Origin of the sequence: Pseudoalteromonas sp. Isolate3, from assembly GCF_022398505.1 — a bacterium.
In the GTDB taxonomy this organism is placed as follows: domain Bacteria; phylum Pseudomonadota; class Gammaproteobacteria; order Enterobacterales; family Alteromonadaceae; genus Pseudoalteromonas; species Pseudoalteromonas apostichopi.
Genome location: NZ_JAKEVN010000179.1, coordinates 1 through 4601 on the forward strand (window position 1 = coordinate 1; position 4601 = coordinate 4601).

A 4601-nucleotide genomic window follows, 5' to 3' on the forward strand; every position below is an offset into this window, starting at 1 on the left:
GTTATAAATATTTGTTAGGTTATCAGTCTATTGTGTAGATATCTCAATACTAGAAGAAATATAGCCGTTAATAATCTCGATTTGAGAAGGCAGGCCATAGATAGGCTCTGAAACAGCTTGAATTGGAAAGTTTAGCTTTGGTAAATCAATTGTATTGGGTGTTGATATGCCAAACCAAAAGCTAACTGGTTCATCATCAACAAACAAACATGGTTGTGTATACTCAACCCCAGCTAATCCAACATTAATGTAACCCAAGAATTTATTGCCTATAGCATCAGTAAATTGTGATTTTACAAGTAACTGATTATTTGGGTTTAATGTATCAGCTTCAGATGCTGGTGTTACAATCGTTTCATCAACTGAATCATCCTTACAATACTTAAAAAGCCAAACAGCATGTTCATTAAGATCTTGAACAGTAATTTCCCAACAAAATTTATCCATGACTTTCCTTATCTACCCTAATGCCTGTATATGATAACACTGCTATAAAACGCTAAGTTCACCACGAATTAAATGTAGTTGGTTTTATAAAACCTTTAAATTGTTGTTACTTTTCTAGATCATGGTAAACATTTGGATTCCAAATTTGCATGAACATCTCTGGATTCTCAATTGGTTGAAAACCATATTGCGCGTACAAACCATGCGCATCTCTTGTTGCCAATACCATACGCCTTAAGCCTTGAAGCTCATGGTGAGAGACTATGCTCTCAACTAGCCACTTGCTCAATCCTTTGCCTCGATGGCTCTCTACTATGAATACATCGGCAAGATAGGCAAATGTTGCTTTGTCTGTTATGAGGCGGGCAAAACCTATTTGAGAATTATGGCTATCATAGACACCAAAACAAAATGAGTTTGAAATGGCTGTTTCTAGCGTCTGCTTTGGTATTCCGGACGCCCAGTAGCTTTTTGAAATAAACCTGTAAATTACATCAATATCGAGGTCAGTTTTATCCGTGCTGATTTTATATGCTTGCACCAGTATCCCTTTATGATGTTAACACCTGTTATTTAAGAAGTTTAGTTTTAACAAAGTTCCTAACCGATTGCTACATATAAAATTAGAGCGCATTTTAAACAGGGAATAGCCTACTGACACAAATACTGCCACAACGTAAAACCATTACATTGTTATTAAATTTAAGAATAATAGATTTGCATGTTGTTTATTAGGGGCTTTAATACGCCCCTAATTTTAATTAATTTTTACAAACGCTTTATTAGTTGATCTACTTTTGCCACAACAGGCCATGCAGAAGATTGATAATTGCCTAACACAACTAAAATATACCCCTTGTCCATATACATATTTAGCCTGGCAGTCATACCTAAATGCGAACCATTATGCCCAACAATCGTATTTCCTTCTGAATTTCGGACTGAAAACCCATAGCCCCAGTTTGGCGCATTAAGTTCAGGCTTTGCTGTAAGGGCAACTTTAGAAAGCTCACGACTGAGTAACCCTCCATTTTGCATAGCCAAGGCGAACTTATGTAAATCGCCTACCGTTGAGTATCCACCACCTGCTGGCCCCCCTTTCACTGATTGAAACATTAAGTTTTCAGTTACTTGACCCGTTTCTACTGAGAACCAATAATTCCGAGCAGTGTTCTTGACCGGTACGTCTAGATCAAAACTTCCGCTTTGTTGCATGTTGGCTTTTTGATAAATATTTTTGTTAATGAAATCAAAATAACTTTCGCCAGTAACATTCTCAATAATCTGACCAAGTAATGTCACACCTGTATTGCTATATCGCCATTGTGTTCCAGGTTCAAATGTTGTGTTAATAGACGTGTATAAATGTTGAATATCTTTGAGCGAACGCACTTTATTTTCTATTTCGCTATACCCAGACATATTGCCAATACCCGATGTATGACTTAATAAATGTCGGATCTTAATTTTTTCAAAGTCGCCCTTGCCTAAAAGGCTTTTATCAATAAATTTAGTTAACGAATCATCAAGAGATAGTTTGCCAGCTTCAATCAATTGCAATATAGCAACACTCGTAAACATCTTATTCATTGAGCCAATCTGAAACTTAGTATCTAAGTTATTTTTTACATCATAGCGATGTGAAGCGAGGCCATATGCAGCGTTAAATAAAACATTATTATGTTTGGCAAGTAGGATTGTGCCAGAGAAAGCGCCATTCTTAGCAAGCCTCTCAGTATATTCTTTAACCTCGTTAACTAATTGAGACTCAGTAAATGAACCATTAGAGTCTGGGTTTTGAGGGTCAGCCTCGATATACCAACCCGTAATTGCTTGTAATGGCTCATTATTAAAAAAAATAACCACCTCGTGCTGCATTTCGGAATTTTTTGAATACACTTTACTGATATGTCGTATACGATTATTTGAGGTTTCAAGCTCTGTTGAAATAACATTCAACTCGCCATGGAAAAGTGCGGTGTTGATAGAATAACCAACATATCGATCTTTGCCTGTACCATCCCAACGCGCAAGAGAGTCTGGCGAAAAGTTCTTTACTACAAATCCTTCAACCTTATTTAAATCTTTGCTGTTCAAAACAGTGATGAATTGATTAGCCAAATTATTATAGTCTAGTTCTTTTGTTGCCTGTGCTTGTTGACTAATGCAAGAGATAAAAATTATAAGGGTAATTAAATATTGCTTCACTTTATATTCCTTTTACTATTTATTGATTAAGATGGCACTGGGCCTTTTGATAATTTTTTACTGTTATGAATCGTAAAAAGCGATGAAGCACCAATTAAGAAAACATTAAGAAAGCATTAAGCTTAAAATAACCAATAATAACAACAGGATAAGATTAGCTTTGAGTGTGAGTGAATTGCCAAATCAATTTTGTATTAATGACTTTCTGATTGATGTTGAAACTGGCGAGGTAGTAAGTGAAGGTAAAGTCCAAGTTATAGAACCTAAAGTGATGGCTCTTCTGCTGGTTTTTGCTCAAAGACCGCGACAAGTTCTATCGGCCGAAATGCTTTTTGAAATTGTCTGGCCACAGGCAATTTACAGTCCAAACTCAGTTCGAAGAAATATCGCACTTTTAAGGCAAGCATTGTCTGATGACAACAAAAGCATTATCAAAACACACCCAAAACGAGGCTACAGCCTTGACGCTCAAATACATTTTCCTGATAAGAAAGCAATCACCTCATCTAAAGAACTACTCCACAAAAAATATTTAAAACAAACACTGTTACTTGTCCCTGTTCTATTTGTCTTTATATTGTTTTTTAGTTTCTTTAGCTCAAGTAATGACATTTCTCTAGAGAACCTTGAGCCAGTTACAGCAAGCAATGAAAAAGAACGCTTCATGCAAGTTAGCCCTGATGGGCGGTTTGTCGCTTATATTCAAGCTACCAATAAACCAAACAAGCGAAAGCTTTTAATCAAAGACCTAAAATTAAATTCACATTGGCAACTAAATACAACCTTAAAAGCGTTTACCTATCTTGCATGGGATAAAAACACAAATGCACTGGTTTATTCATTTAAAGGGGAAGAAGGTATCTCATTTAACCGCTTACTACTGAATGAACAGGCTAAAGCAGTAAATGAAGAAAAGCTTTTCTCGCGTAGCGATATTACTTGGAACAGTTTGTTTTTTATAGATGACCAGCAAAACCTTTATTATTTGGCTAATCGAAATAGCTCCGAGCACAGCCGAAATGTAAGCTTGTATCGCCATAACTTGATAACTGGCAATTATGAAAAACTACTCCAGCCAAGTGATGACTTTAAACCTTATAAACTCGCTTTATCACCAGATCAAAAACAATTAGCATTAGTTGGGTTTAATGAAAATGCAATATCTGAAGTAAAGCTTTTAAACTTAGCGAATAGCGAACTTACATCAGTCGGTAAAATCGATCATAACTGGCATTTTATGGATTGGTTTGAAGATGGTGATTCTTTGCTGCTAAGCAATGGCAGTGAGTTAAAGCAACTTAAATTAAGCGGAGAACTAACTACTCTGAATTTTAAAAGCTATAACTTTTTGGTTTATCCCCAAATAGTTAAAGACAAGCTTTATTTTATTGAAGCTAAGTCTGATCAAGATATCTTAATTAGTAGTTTAGATTTACTGCCTACTCCTACCAAAATTATAAACTCTAACACTATTGATAAAGGAGCTGCACTTTCACCGGATGAAAAACACATTGCCTACATGTCAATGAAACATGGACTACCTCAACTTTTTTTAAAAAATATAGAGAATGAAAAAGAAACATTACTTTTTGAGAACACTAAGCAAGAATTTGCTTTATCAAAGCCTATCTGGGACATCTCGGGAACCCGCATAGCAAGCAGTATAAATAACAAACCGTTTATTATTGAGTTTGAACAGAACCAATTCTCAGTCAGATGGTTAAATGAAATCATTGGTGAACCAATAGCGTGGTATAAAAAGTCAGATGCCATTTTGTTTGTTGATAAGAACACTCACAATGACGAGATAGTTAGGTTTAATTTAACTACTAATCAGATAGTGTCATTGAAAACACAATTGACCTATAAAGAAGTCTTTTTAAATGATAAAGACGAATTACTGAGCTTTCACAATGGCCGAGTTATCAGCAATGGAGACACTAACC

The 4601-nt window shown here is 35.6% G+C and carries 4 protein-coding genes; 1 reads left to right on the forward strand and 3 read right to left on the reverse strand.

Annotated elements, in window-relative coordinates; genetic code table 11:
- Positions 1-27: 27 nt before the first annotated feature.
- The 3 genes from L1D46_RS19685 to L1D46_RS19695 all read right to left on the reverse strand — a co-directional run bounded on the left by L1D46_RS19685 (position 28) and on the right by L1D46_RS19695 (position 2655).
- Positions 28-447: a hypothetical protein gene (locus L1D46_RS19685; RefSeq protein WP_239978091.1), complete on the reverse strand. Its 420-nt coding sequence runs from the start codon at positions 445-447 to the stop codon at positions 28-30.
- Between the two features lie 106 nt (positions 448-553).
- On the reverse strand, positions 554-988 hold the full coding sequence (locus tag L1D46_RS19690) for a GNAT family N-acetyltransferase (protein WP_239978092.1): 435 nt from the start codon (positions 986-988) through the stop codon (positions 554-556).
- A 227-nt stretch (positions 989-1215) separates the two neighbouring features.
- Positions 1216-2655, reverse strand: coding sequence for a serine hydrolase domain-containing protein (locus tag L1D46_RS19695; protein ID WP_239978093.1), 1440 nt, complete (start codon positions 2653-2655; stop codon positions 1216-1218).
- 166 nt (positions 2656-2821) lie between these two features.
- Here L1D46_RS19695 and L1D46_RS19700 point away from each other — a divergent pair.
- Positions 2822-4601, forward strand: a 1780-nt coding sequence (locus L1D46_RS19700) for a winged helix-turn-helix domain-containing protein (RefSeq protein ID WP_239978094.1), incomplete at its 3' end; no start/stop codon positions are given.

Coding starts and splice junctions, on each gene's coding strand:
- L1D46_RS19685 (WP_239978091.1), bottom strand. CDS start 447: ATGGATAAATTTTGTTGGGAAATTACTGTTCAAGATCTTAATGAACAT.